18 protein-coding genes are annotated in these 18,010 nt (G+C 62.5%); 7 read left to right on the top strand and 11 right to left on the bottom strand.

Features of this window, described 5'->3' with window-relative positions; translation table 11 throughout:
* Nucleotides 1-187: 187 nt before the first annotated feature.
* Together ACIQUI_RS10690 and ACIQUI_RS10695 are read right to left on the bottom strand one after the other, a co-directional pair.
* Complete coding sequence (locus tag ACIQUI_RS10690) at nucleotides 188-721, bottom strand: cytochrome b/b6 domain-containing protein (protein ID WP_403197990.1); 534 nt, start codon at nucleotides 719-721, stop codon at nucleotides 188-190.
* A complete protein-coding gene (locus ACIQUI_RS10695; protein WP_105947006.1) occupies nucleotides 718-984 on the bottom strand; it encodes a PepSY domain-containing protein in 267 nt (88 codons plus the stop codon). The genes ACIQUI_RS10690 and ACIQUI_RS10695 overlap by 4 nt, the downstream gene beginning before the upstream one ends.
* Nucleotides 985-1,159: 175 nt before the next feature.
* Here ACIQUI_RS10695 and ACIQUI_RS10700 point away from each other — a divergent pair, with 175 nt between their 5' ends.
* Nucleotides 1,160-2,338 (top strand): acetyl-CoA C-acetyltransferase, encoded by a 1,179-nt coding sequence (locus ACIQUI_RS10700; RefSeq protein ID WP_403197992.1) that lies wholly within the window; start codon nucleotides 1,160-1,162, stop codon nucleotides 2,336-2,338.
* Between the two features lie 137 nt (nucleotides 2,339-2,475).
* Here the strand turns inward: ACIQUI_RS10700 and ACIQUI_RS10705 are convergent, their stop codons facing one another.
* Both ACIQUI_RS10705 and ACIQUI_RS10710 read right to left on the bottom strand, forming a co-directional pair.
* Entirely contained in the window at nucleotides 2,476-3,195 is a 720-nt protein-coding gene (locus ACIQUI_RS10705; protein ID WP_403197994.1) for an SDR family NAD(P)-dependent oxidoreductase, read from the bottom strand.
* A gap of 131 nt (nucleotides 3,196-3,326) precedes the next feature.
* Entirely contained in the window at nucleotides 3,327-4,151 is an 825-nt protein-coding gene (locus ACIQUI_RS10710; RefSeq protein WP_403197997.1) for a 5-methyltetrahydropteroyltriglutamate--homocysteine methyltransferase, read from the bottom strand.
* A 225-nt stretch (nucleotides 4,152-4,376) separates the two neighbouring features.
* Here ACIQUI_RS10710 and ACIQUI_RS10715 point away from each other — a divergent pair, with 225 nt between their 5' ends.
* Nucleotides 4,377-5,864 carry a methylenetetrahydrofolate reductase C-terminal domain-containing protein gene (locus ACIQUI_RS10715; protein ID WP_403198000.1) on the top strand — a complete coding sequence of 496 codons (1,488 nt, stop codon included), beginning with the start codon at nucleotides 4,377-4,379 and terminating at the stop codon, nucleotides 5,862-5,864.
* On the opposite strand, the gene yjiA is transcribed toward ACIQUI_RS10715, so the two are convergent.
* From yjiA to ACIQUI_RS10730, 3 genes are all read right to left on the bottom strand, one after another.
* Nucleotides 5,824-6,801 (bottom strand): GTPase, encoded by a 978-nt coding sequence (gene yjiA / locus ACIQUI_RS10720; RefSeq protein WP_403198003.1) that lies wholly within the window; start codon nucleotides 6,799-6,801, stop codon nucleotides 5,824-5,826. The two genes, ACIQUI_RS10715 and yjiA, sit on opposite strands and share 41 nt — an antisense overlap.
* 145 nt (nucleotides 6,802-6,946) lie before the next feature.
* Nucleotides 6,947-7,144, bottom strand: coding sequence for a YbdD/YjiX family protein (locus tag ACIQUI_RS10725; protein ID WP_016713459.1), 198 nt, complete (start codon nucleotides 7,142-7,144; stop codon nucleotides 6,947-6,949).
* 17 nt (nucleotides 7,145-7,161) lie between these two features.
* Nucleotides 7,162-9,228, bottom strand: coding sequence for a carbon starvation CstA family protein (locus ACIQUI_RS10730; protein ID WP_201207211.1), 2,067 nt, complete (start codon nucleotides 9,226-9,228; stop codon nucleotides 7,162-7,164).
* A gap of 164 nt (nucleotides 9,229-9,392) precedes the next feature.
* On the opposite strand from ACIQUI_RS10730, the gene ACIQUI_RS10735 reads away from it, so the two are divergent.
* Nucleotides 9,393-9,758, top strand: a complete 366-nt coding sequence (locus ACIQUI_RS10735; protein ID WP_403198006.1) for a PilZ domain-containing protein — start codon at nucleotides 9,393-9,395, stop codon at nucleotides 9,756-9,758.
* Nucleotides 9,759-10,018: 260 nt separating this feature from the next.
* On the top strand, nucleotides 10,019-11,536 hold the full coding sequence (locus ACIQUI_RS10740; protein ID WP_403198008.1) for a nucleobase:cation symporter-2 family protein: 1,518 nt from the start codon (nucleotides 10,019-10,021) through the stop codon (nucleotides 11,534-11,536).
* Between the two features lie 179 nt (nucleotides 11,537-11,715).
* On the opposite strand, the gene radA is transcribed toward ACIQUI_RS10740, so the two are convergent.
* Entirely contained in the window at nucleotides 11,716-13,086 is a 1,371-nt protein-coding gene (gene radA / locus ACIQUI_RS10745; protein ID WP_019472669.1) for a DNA repair protein RadA, read from the bottom strand.
* A 176-nt stretch (nucleotides 13,087-13,262) separates the two neighbouring features.
* Here radA and mscL point away from each other — a divergent pair, with 176 nt between their 5' ends.
* The gene (gene mscL, locus ACIQUI_RS10750) at nucleotides 13,263-13,682 is read left to right on the top strand and encodes a large-conductance mechanosensitive channel protein MscL (protein WP_403198010.1); all 420 of its coding nucleotides are present in this window, start codon (nucleotides 13,263-13,265) and stop codon (nucleotides 13,680-13,682) included.
* Nucleotides 13,683-13,797: 115 nt separating this feature from the next.
* Here mscL and ACIQUI_RS10755 read toward each other — a convergent pair whose 3' ends face one another.
* Nucleotides 13,798-14,574: a ferredoxin--NADP reductase gene (locus ACIQUI_RS10755; protein ID WP_403198013.1), complete on the bottom strand. Its 777-nt coding sequence runs from the start codon at nucleotides 14,572-14,574 to the stop codon at nucleotides 13,798-13,800.
* 214 nt (nucleotides 14,575-14,788) lie between these two features.
* Between ACIQUI_RS10755 and ACIQUI_RS10760 the strand changes: the two genes are divergently transcribed.
* Nucleotides 14,789-15,496 (top strand): autoinducer binding domain-containing protein, encoded by a 708-nt coding sequence (locus ACIQUI_RS10760; RefSeq protein WP_403198015.1) that lies wholly within the window; start codon nucleotides 14,789-14,791, stop codon nucleotides 15,494-15,496.
* Between the two features lie 96 nt (nucleotides 15,497-15,592).
* A complete protein-coding gene (locus ACIQUI_RS10765) occupies nucleotides 15,593-16,717 on the top strand; it encodes a methyltransferase (RefSeq protein ID WP_403198018.1) in 1,125 nt (374 codons plus the stop codon).
* Between the two features lie 117 nt (nucleotides 16,718-16,834).
* Here ACIQUI_RS10765 and ACIQUI_RS10770 read toward each other — a convergent pair whose 3' ends face one another.
* Both ACIQUI_RS10770 and cydB read right to left on the bottom strand, forming a co-directional pair.
* Nucleotides 16,835-16,990, bottom strand: a complete 156-nt coding sequence (locus tag ACIQUI_RS10770; protein ID WP_403198021.1) for a DUF2474 domain-containing protein — start codon at nucleotides 16,988-16,990, stop codon at nucleotides 16,835-16,837.
* Nucleotides 16,991-16,999: 9 nt separating this feature from the next.
* Nucleotides 17,000-18,007, bottom strand: coding sequence for a cytochrome d ubiquinol oxidase subunit II (cydB, locus tag ACIQUI_RS10775; RefSeq protein WP_403198023.1), 1,008 nt, complete (start codon nucleotides 18,005-18,007; stop codon nucleotides 17,000-17,002).
* Nucleotides 18,008-18,010: the final 3 nt, after the last annotated feature.

An 18,010-nucleotide genomic window follows, 5' to 3' on the forward strand; every position in this document is an offset into this window, starting at 1 on the left:
AGGGTGAGACTACCCCCGCAGGTTATCCGACACATATTACGGGGTGATCATGGGGATGCAAAACCGGGTTTGCCTGAACCGTCCTCTTCGCGGGCACGCCCGCTCCCACAGGTACTTCACCCGCCCCGGGACTTGTGCGGTCACTGTGGGAGCGGGCAAGCCCGCGAAGAGGCCGGTGCAGGTTTACCTAATCGCGGCGCCGACGACGCCCGGTAATCATCGACCACGGCAGGTTCTCGCGCAGGCGCACGCTCTCGACGATGGCCGCCAACACATGCACACACACCAACACCAGCACCGCATCGGCCAACCAACTGTGTACATCGGTCGGCCAGTCCTCGCCCCACAAGGCATCCACCTCTTGCGATGCCCACCCGGTCAGGACCATGCCTGCGATGCCGGTCAGCATCAACAGCATTACCAGGGCGCCTATCGGCGAATGACCGAGGCGGTGATACGGCTCGCCGCGCACCAGCGCACGGGCATGTGCCGCCAGCCGCGCCGGGGTAGGCCAGAAGTCGGCCCAGCGCGCACTGCGTGGCCCGACAAAGCCCCAGACCAGGCGCACCACTACACAGGCCAGTGCGTAATACCCCAGCCACTGGTGCCAGTCGTCACCTTCTTCATTGAAAAAGTAATCAGCGAAGAACACACCGGCAATGGACAGATGGCACAGCCGCAGGAGCGGGTCCCACAACTGTACCGTGCCGTCGTTGTTCAATCGTGGTACTCGGACTTGACCGCCTTGCCAGTCACCGGGTCATGGTAGATCTCGACCTTGCGGCCATCCTTGTCGAAACCGTAGATCTCGTAACAGTTGCCCTTGGTGACCTTGAACTTGTTGATCTTGTAGCCCTGTTCCTTGAGCTGCGCCTGGAATTTTTCCTGGTCTTGCCAGGTGCTTTTGTCGGCGGTGGTGCATTGGGTGGCGGCGAATGCTGTGCTGCTGCCGATCAGGATAAACAGGGCTATCAGGATGCGCATGGGAATGAGCTCCATTCGGTTGAATGAAAACAGCACGAGAATCAGCTTAGTCGGATAGAGCACCCGGCGCTCATTGATTGGCTTTTCACATCAATCTGAAAGAAAAACAAACTTAACAAATGAGCCAAAGCCACCGATGCTTGGGCACTACGCCCATCGCACGGAGAACAACAACATGAACGACGTGGTCATCGTCGCCGCAACCCGTACCGCCATCGGCAGCTTCCAGGGCGCCCTGGCCACTGTGCCTGCGGTCGACCTCGGCGCCGCCGTGATCAAGCGCCTGCTGGAGCAGACCGGGCTGGACCCGGCGCAGGTTGACGAAGTCATCCTCGGCCAGGTGCTCACCGCCGGCGCCGGGCAGAACCCGGCCCGCCAGGCCGCGATCAAGGCCGGCCTGCCCTTCAGCGTACCGGCGCTGACCCTGAACAAAGTCTGCGGCTCGGGCCTGAAGGCTTTGCACCTGGCCGCCCAGGCCATTCGCTGTGGCGACGCCGAGGTGGTGATTGCCGGTGGCCAGGAGAACATGAGCCTTGCACCGTACGTGATGCCCTCGGCCCGTACCGGCCAGCGCATGGGCCATGGCCATCTGATCGACAGCATGATCAGCGACGGCCTGTGGGATGCCTTCAACGACTACCACATGGGCATCACCGCCGAGAACCTTGTGGACAAGTACAGCCTCAGCCGTGAACAGCAGGACGCTTTTGCCGCCGAATCGCAACGCAAAGCTGTCGCAGCGATCGAGGCCGGCCGCTTCGACGCGGAAATCACCCCGATCGTGCTGCCGCAGAAAAAGGGCGAGCCGAAAGTGTTCGCCCGTGACGAGCAGCCGCGCCCGGACACCACCGCCGAATCACTGGGCAAGCTGCGCCCGGCCTTCAAGAAGGACGGTAGCGTCACCGCTGGCAATGCCTCCAGCCTGAATGACGGTGCAGCCGCCGTGCTACTGATGAGCGCCGACAAGGCCAAGGCTTTGGGCCTGCCAGTGCTGGCGAAGATTGCGGCCTATGCCAGTGCCGGGGTAGACCCGGCGATCATGGGTATTGGCCCGGTTTCGGCGACCCAGCGATGCCTGGACAAGGCCGGCTGGCAGTTGGCTGACCTGGACCTGATCGAAGCCAACGAAGCCTTTGCCGCCCAGGCCCTGGCGGTGGGCAAGGCGCTGGAGTGGGATGCGGCACGGGTCAACGTGAATGGCGGGGCGATTGCCCTGGGGCACCCGATTGGGGCTTCCGGGTGCCGGGTGCTGGTGACCTTGCTGCACGAGATGATCAAGCGGGATGTGAAGAAGGGCTTGGCCACCTTGTGCATTGGTGGCGGGCAAGGGGTGGCGCTGGCGATCGAGCGTTGATCCTGGGTTGATATGAGCAGGCCCGGCCTCTTCGCGGGCTTGCCCGCTCCCACAAGTACTGCACAAACCCCGAAACTTGTGCGATCACCTGTGGGAGCGGGCAAGCCCGCGAAGAGGCCGGGCCTGCTTACAACGCTTTAGAACCGCTCATCGGCAATAGCCGGCAAGGTCAGCTCCCGCACATAGCTCGCCGCCGACAGCTCCAGTAGCGTTCTCACCATCAGCACCACATCGTGCAGCGGTATCAGCCCGCCTTCCCCACGCGCCACGGCTTCAGCCAACGGCACATCCAGGCTGTCCTCGGTATTCAGGTACCCAAGGTTCAGGCATGTCACCCCAAGCCCCTGCCCGCGATAGCCCTCTCGCAACGCCTCGGCAATGCCGCGCAGGGCGAACTTGGACGCAGCAAAGGTCACTTCCGGGCGACCACTCTGCGGCAGGCCCGAGGTGGAACCAGTAAGAATGATGCGTGGTTTTTCGCTTGCGAGCAGCAGCGGCAGCAGACGCTTGATCAGCAGGATGGTCGCGGTGATGTTGCAGTCGACCATGCGCTGCAATTCCACATCGCGGTCTTCGAGGAAGCTGTAGTGCGCCTCGAAGGCCTCGGCCTCCCACAGGCCGAGGTTGTAGATCAGCGTATCCACGCCACCCTCTGCCACTGCTGCGACAATGGCCTCTACTGCGGCGGCCGGTTGACCGAGATCGGCTTCGATCCACTGGGCCTGGATGTCCTGGCCGGTGTTTACGGCCGCAGGCTCCTGGCGCGACACACCGATCAATGTATCGCCGGGTTTGCCCAGCCCCTCCATGAATGCCTTGCCCAGCCCTTTGCTGGCGCCGACTACCAGAATGCGCATCGCATCACTTCCCTGTGGATTTGATCGGAGTCGGCATTCTAGGAGGTTTGGATTGCCTGTGCCGGCCTCTTCGCGGGCAAGCCCGCTCCCAGGCAGCGCAAATGTTTCAAGGTTTGTTTAAGCGCAAATGATCAGGCAGCGATTCGGGCCTGCTCCAGCGCAGCGGCCAGCGCAGCCACTTCCTGGCACTTCTGCACAGCCACTTCCACCGGGCTTTGCGCCAGCGAGCGGGCCGGCGCCAGCCACAGCCGTTCACCCAGACGCTCATGGGCATCGTGCAGCAGGTCAAGCGTGCGTCCCAGGTCGCACGGCGCGGCATCGCCGCCATCGACCACGCCCAGCGACAGCACCTTGTAGGCCGGCAGGCGGTCGAGAATGGCCTGATACTGCTCAGGCGCCTGCACCAGGTCGATATGCAGGCCATCGACCGGCAGGTTGGCGGCCAGGCCGAGGTTGCCATCGAGGCCACCGGCGTAGGTGGCAATCAGCTTCTTCAGCGGTGCACGCTGAAGGATGTTGTAGACGCGCTCGTAGGCGTTTTTCCAGTCCTGCGGCAGCTCCTGGGCGAGGATCGGTTCGTCGATCTGCACCCATTCAACGCCCAGCGCCGCCAAGCGGTTGAGGACGTGGTCATACAGGGGCAGCAGGCGGTCGAGCAGTTCCAGCTTGTCGAAGTCGGCGCTACAGGCCTGGCCTTGCCACAGGTAGGTCAATGGGCCGATCACGACTGGCTTGACTGCATGGCCCAGCGCGCTGGCATGCTGCACTTCTTCGAACAGGGGTTCCCAGTTGAGGGCAAACGGCTGGTCATCGGTGCTCAGCGCGTACCCATGCTGGGCACAGTCGCCGACTGGCAGCAGTTCGATACCCGCGTCTTTCTGCACTTGCCAGTGGCGGGCCCGCAGTTCGCGGTCGCCGCCAATGTGTGGAAAGCCCAGGTTGTGTGCCAGTGCCATGTCTCGTCCCTTCAGCGTGCTCAAATTGATGAAGGGATTTTCCGGTGGGTGGGGGTATTGAGACAAACTCATAAAATTTGAGATGAACCCAAGAAATTCTCATGATCATGGTTTTGCATGGGTTGCCCCGTGTCTCATTCAGAGCACCACCCTGCGCATCCGGACATGACCTCGCGCGCCTTCTGCCGCACAATGCCACCCTGACCACACCAGGTACCCGGCCACATGAGCCTGCTGAAAACCGCGCTGCGTGAACAGAACTTTGTCTGTGTCATGGAGTTCGTCCCCAAAGCTTCTGCAGAACGCTTCGCCGCCATGCAGGGGATCATGGCCCGTGGGCAGCTGTGTGGCTGGCCGATGACCGTAGCCATCGGCGACCGCGTCGGCAGCCCGCTGGACATGTCGCCACTGGACGCCCTCGCCTCGTTCGACAACCCCGTGCCTGCCCTGCCGCATTTCTCTGGCAAGGACCGCGAGCGCCATCACCTGCTCGAGCAACTGCAACGCATGGACGCCGCCGGCCTCGACCAGCTGTTGCTGCTGACCGGCGACCGCCTGCCCGGCCATGAACCTGGCCAGCGCCCGGTGCGCTACCTGGAGTCGGTCGCCGCCCTGCAGATCGCCCGCCAGGCTTGCCCGCACTGGCTGCTGGGCGCGGCGCTGAACCCGTTCAAGTACCACGAGGAGGAAGGCGGCGCGCAGTACTTCAAGGCCGAGAAAAAGTTGGCGGCCGGGGCCGACTTCCTCACCCTGCAACTGGGCTTCGATGCTGCCAAGCATCAGGAAGCCATGCACTGGATGCGCCGCCAGCCCACGCCCAAGCCCATGCTGGCGTGCCTGATGAGCCTTACCCACGGGCGCGCGGCAATGCTCGATCACGTGGCCGGGGTTACCGTTACACCGTCCATGCGCGACATGCTCGAAGCAGAAACGGCGCAGTCCAAGGCATTCGCCCAGGTGCGCAGCGTTGACCGCCTGGCCTTGCAGATCATCGGTGTGAAGCTGATGGGCTATGCCGGTGTGCACCTGTCGGGGGTTCACGAGCTCAAGCAGTTGCTGGCTCTGGAAGCCCGTATCGAGCACTGGCAAACCCTGGTCCATACCTTGGAGCAGTGGGCGCCCGCCTGGCAGGCCAGTTGGCAGATGCCCGGCCTGCCGGCAGTGATCTTCCATCCGCCACAGGCAGGCTGGCGCCAGGGCGAGTCACGGGTCGATGCTTCGCTCAATGAGAAAGCCCGCTATCACCTGATGCATGGCATGCACTCACTGCTGTTCAGCCGCCGCAACGGCCTGAGCAAGGCATTTGGCTGGGCGGTGCGCCAGCCGCTGTGGGCGACGCGTATTGGCGCACAAGTGCTGCACACGCTGGAGCGCAGTGTGAAGCGCCCGCTGGTGGGTTGCGATACTTGCGGCCGTTGCCGACTGGATGACACCCTCTACATCTGCCCTGAAACCTGCCCCAAGGGCCTGGCCAACGGCCCCTGCGGCGGTACCGCGCTGAACCGCTGCGAGTTCGGCGACCGCGAGTGCATCCACAGCGTCAAGTACCGCACCGCCAAGGCAGTGCGGCAAACCGCTGTGCTGACTGAACGCCTGATCCCGTGCATCGAGGTTGAAACCCGCCACCGCAGCTCATGGCCGCAGTGGTTCCAGGCCGCCACACCTCGCCGGCTCAGCCCGCAGCCAACGCCTCGAAGCCAGCCCGAATCGTAGCCTCGGGCAGTTCATCGGCGATGAACACCATCACGCTCTCGCGGGTTTCACCGTCGGCCCACTCGGCGTCCCAGTCAAAGCCGTACAGCTTGAGCACGCCCTGGAACACCAGCTTGCGGTCTTCACCGGCAATGTTCAGCACACCTTTGTAGCGCAGCAGCTGCTTGCCGTGGGTTTCCAGCAGTTCGTTCATGAAGTCACTGAGGCGGTCGATATCCAGCGCAGTTTCCGTGCGCAGCACCATCGTGCCGATGCGATCCGGTGTGGCGGGCTTGAGCACCGGGCGCAGCGATGGTTTCAGGTTCGCGCCCAGGTCGGGGTTGAGGTTGAAACCGCGCACATCCAGCAGCTCAGCCAGGTCGATGCGACCGTGTTCGACGACACGGATGGCGGCCCGGCCATTAATGCGGGCCAGGCGTTCGCGCAGGGCCTCTACCGCAGCCGGCTCGACCAGGTCGGTCTTGCTCAGCAGCAGGCGATCGGCAAATCCGACCTGGGCCTGGGCGATGGTCTGGGTGAGGTGCAGGTCGGCGTGGGCAGCATCGACCAAGGTAATGATACCGTCGAGGATGTAGCGCTCACGCAGCTCCTCGTCGATGAAGAAGGTTTGCGCAACGGGCGCCGGGTCGGCCAGGCCGGTGCATTCGATCACCAGGCGGTCGAAGGCAATTTCACCGGCGTCCAGGCGTTCAAGCAACAGGTACAGGGCGCGGGTGAGGTCACCGTGGATGCTGCAGCATACGCAGCCATTGGCCAGGGTCATCACCTGCACCGGCTCGTCGCCCAGCAGTTGGCTGTCGATGCCGGCTTCGCTGAATTCGTTTTCGATCACGGCCAGTTTCAGGCCGTGCTCGGCCTTGAGCATGTGCTTGAGCAAGGTGGTCTTGCCAGCACCGAGGAAGCCTGTGAGTACGGTTACGGGAATAGGCGTCTGCACGCAGAACATCTCCTGTGCGGAAAAAACAGGGGCCTCATCGCCGGCAAGCCAGCTCCCACAGGTACTGCACAGGCTTTGAGGCCTGTGGGTACCTGTGGGAGCCGGCTTGCCGGCGATGAGGCCGTGACAGGTTAACGCGTAAGGCTCAACAGCACTTGGGCCCGGACTTGCCACCGTAACGGGCTTCCTGACGTTCGCGGAAAAACTCCTCGTACGTCATGACCGGCTTGTCCGGGTGCGTCTTCTGCATATGCTCGACATAGTTGTCGTAGTCGGGCATGCCGACCATCAGGCGGGCTGCCTGCCCCAGGTATTTACCCAGTCGACCCAGGTCGTTGAACATGGCTGCAGTCCTCTCGATTACGCGTCAGGCAGGGCCTGGAACGGGGTTTCCTTGTCGCTGCGCTCTTTGCGACCGAGGGCGGCGTAGCCGACCTTGAGGGCAAAGAACAGCACGCTGAACACCACCAGCAGGAACAGGATGGTCAGGCCGGCGTTGGTGTAGGCGTTGAAGATCACGTGCTGCATCTGCCCGATGTCCTTGGCCGGGGCCAGTACCTGGCCGGCGTCCAGCGCGGTGCTGTACTTCTTGGCCAGGGCCAGGAAGCCGACCGCCGGGTTCGGGTCGAACAGCTTGATCAGGCCTGCGGCAGTGGTGCAGATCAGCAGCCAGGCCGCCGGCAGCAGGGTGACCCAGATATAGCGCTCGCGCTTCATCTTGATCAGCACCACGGTACCGAGCATCAGGGCGATACCGGCCAGCATCTGGTTGGAGATACCGAACAGCGGCCACAGCGTGTTGATGCCGCCCAGCGGGTCGATCACGCCCTGGTACAGCAGGTAGCCCCACAGCGCCACGCAACCGCCAGTGGCGAGCAGGTTCGCACCCCACGACTCGGTACGCTTCAGGGCCGGCACGAAGCTGCCCAGCAGGTCCTGCAGCATGAAGCGCCCGGCACGGGTACCGGCATCTACTGCGGTCAGGATGAACAGCGCCTCGAACAGGATCGCGAAGTGGTACCAGAAGGCCATGGTGTTCTCACCCGGCAGTACATGGTGCAGGATCTGCGCGATACCGACCGCCAGGGTCGGCGCACCACCGGCACGGGCCAGGATGGTGTGCTCGCCGATGTCGCGGGCGACCGCCTCCAGTTGCTCCGGTGTGATCAAGAAGCCCCAGCTGCTGACCGTCTGCGCCACCGATGCAACGTCGGCGCCGACCACTGCGGCCGGGCTGTTCATGGCGAAGTACACGCCTGGCTCGATCACCGATGCAGCCACCATGGCCATGATGGCCACGAACGACTCCATCAGCATGCCGCCGTAGCCGATGTAGCGGGCGTTGGTTTCGTTATCCAGCAGCTTGGGCGTGGTGCCCGAGGAGATCAGCGCATGGAAGCCGGACACCGCACCACAGGCAATGGTGATGAACAGGAACGGGAACAGGGTGCCCTTCCACACCGGGCCTGTGCCGTCGGTGAACTGGGTCAGTGCCGGCATCTTCAGCTCGGGCATGGTGATCAGGATGCCGATGGCCAGGGCGATGATGGTGCCGATCTTGAGGAAGGTCGACAGGTAGTCGCGCGGCGCCAGCACCAGCCACACCGGCAACACGGCAGCGACAAAGCCATAGCCCACCAGCATCCAGGTGATCTGTACGCCGGTGAAGGTGAACGCCGGGCCCCATACCGGATCAGCAGCAATCTGGCCCCCCAGCCAGATCGATCCCAGCAACAGCACCACGCCGATGATCGAGATTTCCCCGATGTGGCCCGGGCGGATGTAGCGCATGTAGATACCCATGAACATCGCGATCGGGATGGTCGCCATCACCGTGAACATGCCCCACGGGCTTTCGGCCAGGGCCTTGACCACGATCAGCGCCAGCACGGCGAGGATGATGATCATGATCAGGAAACAGCCAAACAAGGCAATGGTGCCCGGAATGCGCCCCATCTCCTCGCGCACCATGTCGCCCAGCGAGCGGCCATTGCGGCGGGTGGACAGGAACAGGACCATGAAGTCCTGCACCGCACCGGCCAGCACCACGCCGGCGATCAGCCACAGCGTGCCGGGCAGGTAGCCCATTTGCGCGGCGAGCACCGGACCCACGAGTGGGCCTGCACCGGCGATGGCGGCAAAGTGGTGACCGAAAAGAATGTGTTTGTTGGTCGGGACGTAGTCCAGGCCGTCGTTGTTGAGCACCGCCGGGGTGGCACGGCGCGGGTCGAGTTGCATCACCTTGGTGGCGATGAACAGGCTGTAGTAGCGATAGGCAACCAGGTAGATGGCCACCGACGCGACCACGATCCACAAGGCGTTGATTGCCTCGCCGCGACGCAGGGCAACCACACCCAGCGCGCAGGCCCCTATGACTGCCAGCGCCAGCCACGGAATATGGCGTAGCAGGCTATTATTGTTGTTCATGGTTAGCTTCCAGCTGGTGGATTGGAAAGACCGCCCACCGAGTCTAGGGCCAGTCATCGCGCATTGCCATACTTGCTTTGGTCTAGAGCCTCTGCGGCCAGATTGCGGTACCTGATGCACATACCCTTCTAACTATAGTCAGGATGTCACCCGAGGGCCTGCCCATGAGCGATCACGACGAACGCCGCCGCTTCCAGCGTATCGATTTCGATGCCCCCACCGAGCTGCGCCAGGGCGACCGCCGCTGGCCGGTAAAACTGTTGGATATATCGCTCAAGGGCATGCTGGTCAAATGCCCCGAACCCTGGGACGCCGACCTGACCCAGGACTTCGATGCGGTCATCCACCTGAACCCTGATGAGCGGATAGAGATGCAGGTGGAACTGCGCCATGAGGAGCCCACCCGCCTGGGCTTCATCTGCCTGTATATCGACGTCGACTCGATGACCCATTTGCACCGTCTTGTGGAATTGAACCTCGCCGATAGCACCGAAATGATGCGCGAGCTGCGCGAACTCATCGAAGAATAGAATCTGTTAGTCGGCTAACAGCCTTCCCACCTTGTGTTTCTTGTCTACCCAGACAGCTTTCTGCCTGGGTAGCAGCACTTTGTACACACCCCTCTAGTACAGCTTCTGACGAGTTGGTACGCGTTCTGCATTGGGTTTTATCACCCCCTGCAGCCGTAACTGTGCGCGCTCCGATCAAAATATTGTATACAATTCTTGTGGCAATCATTTGTAGGAAATGTCTACAGTAGCGACACAACAATAAACAGAGAGCCTGCTCCATGACTACGTCCCCTAGCACGTCTCCCACCAAGCGCCCCGAGGATGAAAACCTCGGCCTTGGTGCCAACCTGGCCTATGGTCTGCAGCATGTGTTGACCATGTACGGGGGGATCGTCGCGGTACCCCTGATCCTGGGGCAGGCCGCTGGCCTGAACGGTGCCGAGATCGGCATGCTGATTGCCGCCTCGCTGTTTGCCGGTGGCCTGGCCACCCTGCTGCAAACCCTTGGCCTGCCGTTCTTCGGCTGTCAGTTGCCGCTGGTGCAGGGTGTGTCGTTTGCCGGCGTGGCAACCATGGGTGCCATCCTCAGCAGCGAGGGTGGCGGTGGCCTGCCCGGGGTGCTCGGCGCAGTCATGGCAGCATCGCTGATCGGCTTCCTGATCACCCCGGTGTTCTCACGCATTACCAAGTTCTTCCCGCCGCTGGTGACCGGCATCGTCATCACCACCATCGGCCTGACCCTGATGCCGGTGGCCGCACGCTGGGTGATGGGCGGCAACAGCGCCTCGCCAGAGTTCGGCAGCATGGCCAACATCGGCCTGGCCGGGCTGACCTTCGCCATCGTGCTGCTGCTCAGCAAGCTGGGGAACGCGACCATCTCGCGCCTGTCGATCCTGCTGGCCATGGTGGTCGGCACCCTGATCGCCTGGGCGCTGGGCATGACCGACTTCAGCAAGGTCACCGAAGGCCCGATGTTCGCCTTCCCCACGCCGTTCCACTTTGGCATGCCGGAATTCCACATCGCCGCCATCCTGTCGATGTGCATCGTGATCATGGTGACCCTGGTGGAAACCTCGGCCGATATCCTTGCCGTGGGTGAGATCATCGACACCAAGGTCGACTCCAAGCGCTTGGGCAACGGCCTGCGTGCCGACATGGCATCGAGCATCCTGGCACCGATCTTCGGTTCGTTCACCCAAAGCGCGTTTGCCCAGAACGTTGGCCTGGTGGCCGTGACCGGGGTGAAAAGCCGTTACGTCGTGGCTACCGGTGGCGTGATCCTGGTGGTGCTCGGACTGCTGCCAGTGATGGGCCGGGTGATTGCCGCCGTGCCTACCCCGGTACTGGGCGGCGCAGGCATCGTGCTGTTCGGCACCGTGGCGGCAAGCGGTATCCGCACCCTGTCCAAGGTCAGCTACAAGAACAACGTCAACCTGATCATCGTCGCGGCCTCGCTGGGCTTTGGCATGATCCCGATTGCCGCGCCAACCTTCTACCACCACTTCCCGAACTGGTTCGAGACCATCTTCCACTCGGGCATCAGCTCGGCGGCGATCATGGCCATCCTGCTGAACCTGATCTTCAACCACTTCACCACCGGCAACTCGGAAAACCAGTCGGTGTTTGCTGCAGCGTATGAGCGCACCATCCAGTATTCGGATATTTCGGCGCTGCGTGATGGGGACTACTTCAAGGATGGCAAGCTGTTCGATTCCGAAGGCAACGAAGTGCCGATGCTGGAACTGGATGAGCATGGCAATGAAACGGTCAGGCGCACGCCGGTGGCCGAGCATTGACCGCTGACTGAACGGTGAGGTGGGTTGGGGGCTGACGCGCATCGTCGGCCCCTTTTCTTTTGCCTGTACTGGCCCTTTCGCGGGCTTGCCCGCTCCCACAGGTAAAGCGCCACATTCACGGCTGGCGCTGTACCTGTGGGAGCGGGCAAGCCCGCGAAAAGGCCAGCACAGGCTACGAATTATTCAAACAGTGCATCCAGTGCCTGCTCCAGCCTGGTCACGGCAATCACCTGCAACCCCGCCGGCGACTCTTTCGGCGCATTGCCCTTGGGCACGATGGCCCGCTTGAAGCCGTGCTTGGCCGCCTCCTTCAAGCGCTCCTGCCCGCTAGGCACCGGGCGTACCTCACCCGACAGGCCGATCTCGCCAAACACCAACAGGCCATGGGCCAGCGGCCGGTTGCGTAAGCTGGACATCACCGCCGCCAGCAGCGCCAGGTCCGAAGCGGTTTCCAGCACCTTGACCCCGCCCACCACGTTGAGGAACACGTCCTGATCGTGGGTCGGAATACCGCCATGGCGATGCAGCACCGCCAGCAACATGGCCAGGCGGTTCTGGTCCAGGCCCAGGGTTACCCGGCGCGGGTTGGCCAGGTGGCTGTCGTCGACCAGCGCCTGCACCTCCACCAGCATCGGTCGGGTGCCCTCCCAGGTCGCCATCACCACACTGCCTGGCACTTCTTCCTGGGTACGGTTGAGGAAGATTGCCGACGGGTTGGACACCTCTTTCAGGCCACGGTCGGTCATGCCGAACACGCCCAGTTCGTTGACTGCGCCAAAACGGTTTTTCACTGCCCGCAGCAAACGCAGGCGGCCGTCGGACTCACCTTCGAAATACAACACGGTATCGACCATGTGCTCCAGTACCCGCGGGCCGGCCAGCGAGCCTTCCTTGGTCACATGGCCGACCAGGAAGATGGCCGTACCGCTCTGCTTGGCATAGCGCACCAGCAGTGCCGTACTTTCGCGCACCTGGGCCACGCCGCCGGGTGCCGACTGCAACTGCTCGGTGAAAATGGTCTGGATCGAGTCGATCACCATGACCCGCGGTTTCTCGACACGAGCGGTGGCAATGATGGTTTCGATGCAGGTTTCGGTCATCACCTTGAGCTGGTCCTGGGGCAGGCCCAGGCGCCGGGAACGCATGGCCACCTGCTGCTGCGATTCCTCGCCGGTGACATACAGCGCCGGCATGCCCACGGCGATGTTGCACAACGTCTGCAGCAGGATGGTCGACTTGCCGATCCCGGGGTCGCCACCAATCAGCACCACCGAGCCATCCACCAGGCCGCCGCCCAGCACGCGGTCCAGTTCGGTGCTGCTGGTGGTGAAACGCGGGATCTCTTCGACGCTGACTTCGGCCAGGGTCTTGATTTGCGCCTGTTGCCCGGTCCAGCCGGCACGGCCGCTGCTGGGGGCAGCCGCACCACCGCTTTCGATCATGGTTTCGACCAGGGTGTTCCAGGCCCCGCATTCGCCGCACTGGCCGGCCCATTTGGGGAAGGTCGCGCCGCACTCGGTGCAGCCATACAAGCGCTTGGCCTTGGCCATGGGTGGGGTCTCCTGGAAAAAACCGCCATGATAGCCGAGCGGGACGTGTCTCGAACGCCTCGGGATGCGACAAAACTATTCGTTCTAACCGCAGTCACTACCCCTGAACACCACGCATGAAGCGTTTTAGTGGCTTACACTGCGTTAACCTTACCTTTTGTTACAAGGAACCAGACATGGGCATGATCAGTGAATTCAAGGCCTTCGCGGTCAAAGGCAATGTTGTCGACATGGCGGTGGGTATCATCATCGGTGCAGCCTTCGGCAAGATCGTCTCGTCCTTCGTTGGAGACGTGGTCATGCCGCCACTGGGCCTGTTGATCGGGGGAGTGGACTTCAGCGACCTGGCAATTACCCTGAAGGCTGCCGAAGGGGATGTACCGGCGGTGGTGCTGGCGTATGGCAAGTTCATCCAGACCGTGATCGACTTCCTGATCGTGGCCTTCGCCATCTTCATGGGGGTGAAGGTAATCAACCGGCTGAAGCGTGAAGAAGCCGTGGCGCCGACTGCGCCGCCTGTGCCGACAGCCGAAGAAACGCTGCTGACCGAGATTCGCGATTTGCTCAAGACGCAGAACCAGAACCGGTTGCCTTGACGCTGTAGAGGGCAGAGTGGGAGCGGGCATGCCCGCGAAGAATCCAGCGCGGTGGATGGCACCGGCTCCGCCGTTGTTCGCGGGCATGCCCGCTCCCACAACGGCCCCGATGGGCTTACCAGTAGTTTTCCACAGCCACCTGCCCTGGTCGCTTGCTCAGGCTCAATTGCAGGTCACGCGCCTTCAGCACCTTGCGTGTCTCGTCGATCATTTCCGGGTTGCCGCACAGCATTACCCGCGAATGCTCCGGCGACAGCTCCAGCCCTGCGGCCTTCTCCAGTTCGCCATTCTCGATCAGCGTGGTAATACGCTGGTTCAACGCGCCCGGGTGCTGCTCGCGGGTCACCACTGGAATGAACTGCAACTTGCCAGCAAACTCGACCAAGTAATCGCGCTGCTCCAGCCCGGCGATTTCATCTACATAAGCCAGCTCTTTCGCTTCGCGTACCGAGTACACCAGCTTGATGCTGTCAAAACGCTCCCATGCCTCGAAGTCTTGCAGAATCGACATAAATGGCGCGATGCCAGTACCGGTAGCCAGCAGCCACAAGTCACGCCCACCAACGAAGCGGTCGAGGGTGAGAAAGCCAAACGCCTGGCGGTCGATCAACAGGGTGTCCCCTGCACCCAGCCGGCTCAGCTCACTGGTGAATTCGCCACCCGGCACCACGATGGAGAAGAAGTCGAGGTGTTCGTCATGGGGTGCACTGACCATGGAATAGGCGCGCCATACCACGCTGCCATCGGCCTTGGTCACGCCAAGGCGGGCGAACTGGCCGGAACGGAAGCGGAACCCTGCATCGCGCGTAACCCGCAGGCTGAAGAGGTTCGGCGTGAGCGGCTGAACATCGAGCAGGGTCTGGCGGGTGAACTTTTCGGCGCTAGCGGTCATATCGGGCTCCAGGTTTGACGTGCGCACAGTGTCGCGCAAAGTGGCCCGGATAAAAACCACTGCTTTGTAGGGCCTCATCAAGGGTGATCGTGCCGAAGTCGCAGAAAAAACCTGATCGCTATAACAAAAAAATCCCAACGCTATGGTAGGTCTTTTCCTACAATGACCCGGGTACTCGAATGGATTGGATCCTGTGGCCTGAGGAGTGTTTCAAATGCTTCATTGGAGACCCGAACATCTTCATGCGTTCGTCAGCGAGCGCAGCCCACGGAAGCTGTTCGATATCGCCGTACACCTGGCACAAGACCTGGGCATGGATTACCTCGGGCTGAAAATACGCATCCAGATCGCCACCCAGACACCTCGGGTGTACCTCTACAGCAACTACCCGGATGAGTGGATCGAGCGCTACCAGCGTGACGAGTTCTACAAGCAAGACCCGGCTGCCAACGTCAGCCACAGCTCGACCATGCCGGTGCTGTGGACAGACGAACTGTATCGTGAAGCCCCGCAGTTTCGTGAAGCGGCCTGCCAGCACGGTTTGCGTCACGGCTGGACGCAATCGCTGCACGACTTGCAGCACAACGAAAGCCAGGTCAGCGTGGCCAGGCCAGCCGGAAAAATCGACATCATCGAGCTTTACGACAAGGCCGGTAGCGTTCAGTGGTTGTGCCATACCCTGCATGCGGTACTCGGCGAACACCACCTGAATGCACTGTGCCCACCGCAACCGAAAATGAGCGAGCGCGAACTGGAAGTGCTGAAGTGGTCGGCCGCCGGCAAGACCGCCGCCGACGTGGCCTGCATTCTCTCGCTGTCGCAAAGCACGGTAAACTTCCATATCCGCAGCGTGATCACCAAGACCAACGCCGCCAACAAGGCCGGCGCCATCGCTATCGCCGCCCTGCGCGGCTGGATCTGACCGGCAAACCTGCGACCTTGGGCAAAGCCCTGTAGAATCGCCCGGCAAAGCCCGGGGCGAACCGCAACGGGCAGTTTCGAACCCGAGCCAGACGCCATGCCCCTGTTGACCACCCCCTTCGCCGAACTCGAACTGATCCGCCAGCCGGAGCAGGCCAACGACCCGCTGCAGGCATTCGATGCCGCCGACGAGTACCTGCTTGCGCAGTTGCACGAACAGGCGCCCGCCAGCCACTGCCGGGTGCTGGTGCTCAATGACAGCTTCGGCGCCCTGGCCGCCAGCCTGGCGGGCCAGTTGCAGGTGGTCAGCAGCGGCGATTCGCACCTGGCGCACCTGGCCCTGGAAAAAAACCTGGCACGCAATGGCTTGCCGTTCGACAGCGTGCCCTTCGTGCCGGCAAGCGAACCCTGGCAGGGCCCGTTCGACCGGGTGCTGGTGCGCGTGCCAAAAACCCTGGCGCTGCTCGAAGAGCAGCTGATCCGTTTGCAGGGCCAGCTGGCGCCGGGTGCACAGGTGATTGCCGGGGCAATGATCAAGCACTTGCCGCGCGCGGCCGGCGACCTGATGGAAAAGTACATCGGCCCGGTACAGGCCTCGCTGGCGCAGAAAAAGGCCCGCCTGCTGACGGCAACGGTGGCGCAACGGCCAGCCGCCCGCTCGCCCTACCCTAGCCGCTACCAGCTGGACGCACCGGCGCTGGAGCTGGTCAACCACGCCAACGTGTTCTGCCGTGAAGGCCTGGATATCGGTACGCGTGCGTTCCTGCCGCACCTGCCACGTGACCTGGGCCGCGCGCGGGTCGCAGACCTGGGTTGTGGTAACGGCGTGCTGGCGATTGCCAGTGCATTGGCCAACCCCGATGCCGAATACACGCTGGTCGACGAGTCGTACATGGCGGTGCAATCGGCGCGGGAGAACTGGCAGGCCGCACTGGGCGAGCGCCCGGCAATCTTCAGCGCAGCCGACGGGCTGGCTGGTGTGGAGAAGCAGTCGCTGGATGTGGTGCTGTGCAACCCACCGTTCCACCAGCAGCAGGTGGTGGGGGACTTCCTGGCCTGGCGCATGTTCCAGCAGGCGCGCGAGGCGCTGGTGGTGGGTGGGGCGCTGTATATCGTGGGGAACCGGCACCTGGGCTATCACAGCAAGCTGGCGCGGTTGTTCCGGGGTGTGGAGCAGGTGGCGGCGACGCCCAAATTCGTCATCCTGAAAGCCCGCAAGTAAGCCTGTACCGGCCCTATCGCTGGCAAGCCAGCTCCCACAGGTACTGCATAGGGCTTGAAGCTGATGCTATCCCTGTGGGAGCTGGCTTGCCAGCGATAGGGCCAGAGCAGGCTTACCTTAATGGGTGGTCAGGCCCGCTGCCCCCATGAACAGCCGCATCACCCAGGCCGCCACACCCAGCGCCGCCACGCTCATCGCCCAGATCAGCACCAGCCAACCCAGCCGCTGCCACAGCGGTTTCTTCTCTTCAAAACCATGCTTGCCGGTCATCATGCGGCCCTCCTAGTGATAGCCGTCTTCATGGGTCACCTTGCCGCGGAACACGTAGTAGCTCCAGAAGGTGTACATGAGGATGAACGGCAGGATGAACAGTGTGCCCACCAGCATGAAGCCCTGGCTTTGCGGTGGCGCGGCGGCATCCCAGATCGAGATCGACGGCGGGATGATGTTCGGCCACAAGCTGATACCCAGGCCGCTGTAGCCGAGGAAGATCAGCACCAGGGTCAGCAGGAACGGCGTGTAGTGCGCATTGCGCGCCACCGCCTTGAGCAGCCCGTAGAAAGTCACCAACACCAGCAGCGGTACCGGCATGAACCAGATCAGGTTAGGCATGCTGAACCAGCGGTCGGCGATCTGTGGGTAAGCGATCGGTGTCCACAGGCTGACGATACCGATCACCACCAGCAGCACCAGCGCCAGCGGGCGCGCCATGTCGTGCATCTTCTGTTGCAGCGGCCCTTCGGTCTTCATGATCAGCCAGGTGCAGCCCAACAGGGTGTAGGCAACGATCAGGCCCAGGCCGCAGAACAGGCTGAACGGGGTAAGCCAGTCGAGCGTGCCACCGGCAAAATGGCGGTCGACCACCTTGAACCCTTCGAGGAAGGCGCCCAACGCCACGCCCTGGAAGAAGGTGGCAACCAGTGAGCCCCAGATGAACGCCTTGTCCCAGATATGCCGCTTGTCGGCGGTGGCCTTGAAGCGGAACTCGAACGCCACGCCACGGAAGATCAGGCCGATCAGCATCAGGATCAATGGCAGGTACAAGGCTTCGAGCACCACGGCATAGGCCATCGGGAACGCCCCGAACAACCCGGCACCGCCCAGGATCAGCCAGGTTTCGTTGCCGTCCCACACCGGGGCGACGGTGTTCATCATTACATCCCGGTCCTGCTCGCCCTTGACGAAGGGGAAGAGCATGCCGATACCCAGGTCGAAACCGTCCATTACCACGTACATCATGACGCCGAAGATGATGATCACCGCCCAGATCAGCGGAAGGTCGATACCCATGGC

This window comes from Pseudomonas sp. NPDC090592, assembly GCF_044769185.1.
Taxonomy (GTDB): domain Bacteria; phylum Pseudomonadota; class Gammaproteobacteria; order Pseudomonadales; family Pseudomonadaceae; genus Aquipseudomonas.